2 protein-coding genes are annotated in these 3,079 nt (G+C 49.1%); both read right to left on the reverse strand.

The window, feature by feature from the left end; genetic code table 11:
• Nucleotides 1-136: 136 nt before the first annotated feature.
• On the reverse strand, nucleotides 137-655 hold the full coding sequence (locus V4C51_RS17480) for a hypothetical protein (RefSeq protein ID WP_330927455.1): 519 nt from the start codon (nucleotides 653-655) through the stop codon (nucleotides 137-139).
• Between the two features lie 11 nt (nucleotides 656-666).
• Nucleotides 667-2,934: a S8 family serine peptidase gene (locus tag V4C51_RS17485; RefSeq protein WP_330927456.1), complete on the reverse strand. Its 2,268-nt coding sequence runs from the start codon at nucleotides 2,932-2,934 to the stop codon at nucleotides 667-669.
• Nucleotides 2,935-3,079: the final 145 nt, after the last annotated feature.

Genomic DNA, 3,079 nt, shown 5'->3' on the forward strand with positions numbered 1-3,079 from the left:
TCGTTAGAGCCTTTGAAGAAGCAGGAACCTCAGCGAAATCGTGAGAAAGTAGCCGCCTAATAGGAATCCTCCAGCGACCTAGCTGGAGGAGGATGTCAATTATCTACCCCCGACTTCCAGAGGATGTCAGTGTCCTTCACAAGGGTTTCATCAGCCGACTCACCAATTCCAGCTTAACCGCCTCAGTCTCTGAAGTGACACTGAGGGTGCGTGCAAGTGCCAGCAGGTCTACACCCGGACCCGCCTCAAGGAGGTAAAGGCGCGACTGCCCGAGCTGCTGGTACACCGTTAAGCCATAGGATTGTGTGAACGCCTTGACGTCAACGCCAGGGTGGAATAACACTGATAACCGGCCAGAAACAGTGGCGCTGTCCCCCGTCGCCGCATGCTGTATCACTGTGCCGGGCGTAATTTGCACTTGGGAATTCGCTACCGCGGCAACACTTGGGCGTTGTACCAAAGTGCGCACCTTCGACACCGGCTCTACCACCGTAAATGCCTGATTATTAATAGTCACTGTCGTTTTTTTAGAACGGTTCAACAATGACTGCACTGCTTCATCACTGTTGGTAATAGATGGCAACTGACTCGCCATTAACGGCACAGTCCATAACATCGCACAGATTGCACAGAGCCTGTATTCTCTTATTTTCATCGCAAACCTCCTTATCTGTCACCGAGCAACAACTGCTCAAAGTGTTGTCCAAACAGTGCGATTCCCCAGCTATCAAGCACAGAATCCGCCGTATTATTTTCAAAAACAAAGGCAGGATGACCTGACTGTATGTTTTTTCCGTTAGTATCAACGACACGAATTGTCCAGTTACCAGCAGCAGGTTCACCATAAAAGGCATTGCTCAGTAGCATCATATCCTGATACATCCGCTTTTCTTCAGGTAACCCAATGCCCCAGTCATAGGAGGCAAACACCCCTGTCCGTGCCGTCATCATGATGCTTTTTGTTCCCGATGGCGATGTCAGCTCAATAGCCGTATCACTGCCCACCGTTGATGACAAGACACTCCCTGTATCATTATCGACAATAAGCGTTTTCATGCCAGAGTTGGACAGGCTGACTTTAATCTTTACCACTTCAACAACACCTGTGTCGTTTATAGTAAGGGTGTGTGTTGCACCAGTGGCGGTATTATCAGGCACCGCTAGTTCCGGTATGGCACTGACCCAGTGAGACTGGCTGAACGGTGCCAGGCTTAAGCGATAATCTGCTGCAACCTTTACCGCCTTTTCAGCATTTATACGACCAAAACCGTATAAATTGTTGTAGGTGTAACCAGCAGCATTGGCAACCCAGCCATCATGGGCAGTGTATTCACTGTCACCAACAGGTAACTTGATAGCAGGGTCACGCCGGTCAACCTGGTCTGATGTGCTGGCTAAAATATGCTTGATATCGCGCCAATCCAGATGGGGGTTCGCGTCCAACATCAAGGCAACCACACCTGAGGCATTGGGTGCGGCCGATGAAGTACCATTAAAGGTCTGCACATAGTTGCAATGAGGGTTCATGGTGTTATTCAAGGGTGTATTAACCCCGTTAAACGGATAAATATCGGCATAGGGATAGCCACCATAGTTTTCAAAGTAAAATGTTTCAGTGGCCGAACCACTGTAACCCACATCACAACTGCTCTGATCCGTTGTCACCATGGCAGGCTCACGAAAACCAAACTCACCAGCGGGCGCTGACACCCATAATGCCGACCCTGCTGTGGAATAACTGGTATGTGTACCATCAGCGTTCACGCCACCGACCACCATTTGCCAGGGATGGTTATTGCCTGCGTTGATTGCGGCATTGTCACAGGTCAAACCGAACAGATTTGCCCCATTGTTTTCACACAAGGCCAACCCATAGCCGAAAAACGGGTCAGACAGATCCGATGCATCAAAGCTATTACCTGCAGCCTTTATCACCATGGCACCTAAGCCTTCACGCAGATTCAGCGCCGGGTAAGCATCCAGATAGCTGTCCAGTCCACCATCATGGAATATCCCATCGGATTGGAGAAACAGGGTAAATCCCCAGCTTTTGTTGATGACATCCACGTCAGCGGGTCCGGTAATACCCTGGATAAACGCCATGGATTCATCGGTTTGTTTTTTTAAAAAGTTCTGTCCCAGTAATGTCACCTCAGGTGCTACGCCACGGCCTCCAAGTCCATTACCGCCAACCGCCCCAATCAACCCGGCGACACTGGTCCCATGATCACCCCTTGCATCGGTATTATTAGTAGGGTCATTGCTTCCGGGGTCTTCAAAATTGGCAGAACCTTCATAGCGTATATTTTCAGCAAGGTCTTCATGGCGCATCTCCAGCCCGGTATCTGTCACAGCGACCACCACGCCTTTACCCGTATAACCCCGGGCATGGGCACCTGTCACTGACAGATCTTCCCAGGCGACCCTCAAGGAAGGGTCAAAGGTAAAACGCTCAGGGTCATTAGCAATATCTGCATCATCGAGGGCAAAAAATACCTTTGCCCAGGCAATATAGGCATCCATGCTACTTTGGTGCCCAGAAAAGGCAGATTGCCCGGCGTTATGCAAATGCCATTGCTCACCATACAGGGGATCTGACGTCATATTACGAATCACCAGTGTGCCGGAGTTAACACCAAAAAGATGCGCCACCTCAAAATCAATGGTGACATCCTCACCGCTTTTTGAAAGATAACTGAATGTCCCGTCATCCAGAGCATGGATGACACCATGGGAAAACACGGCCTCTATACCGTTTTGGTGAGTTGCTTCAGGAAATGTGATGGTGATATTGCCAGAGGTTTTGTTTTCAGGCAGTAACCGGAAGGGCTCGGTGGCCCAGTGGTGTTTGCCATCAACGTGTACTTCAAAGCAACCTGTGAGAGCAAGTGTGAGAGCACCCACCGCCAGGGACGTTTTTATTATTTTTATCATAGGGTCAACTTATTTTGTATTTTTTTGTTAAACAATCAGATTTATTATGGTTTTGATGGTTTTGATGGTTTTCAGCTTGCCATTTTCAAACCGTCAAATACTGGCTTGTTTTCTATGCCAGGCGCCTGTCGGACTTATGCTCGAA

Origin of the sequence: Candidatus Sororendozoicomonas aggregata (assembly GCF_031528575.1) — a bacterium.
GTDB lineage: Bacteria > Pseudomonadota > Gammaproteobacteria > Pseudomonadales > Endozoicomonadaceae > Endonucleibacter > Endonucleibacter aggregata.

Excerpts from the sequence above, each read along its gene's own strand:
- V4C51_RS17485 (WP_330927456.1), bottom strand. The coding sequence starts at position 2,934 with ATGATAAAAATAATAAAAACGTCCCTGGCGGTGGGTGCTCTCACACTT.
- V4C51_RS17480 (WP_330927455.1), bottom strand. The coding sequence starts at position 655 with ATGAAAATAAGAGAATACAGGCTCTGTGCAATCTGTGCGATGTTATGG.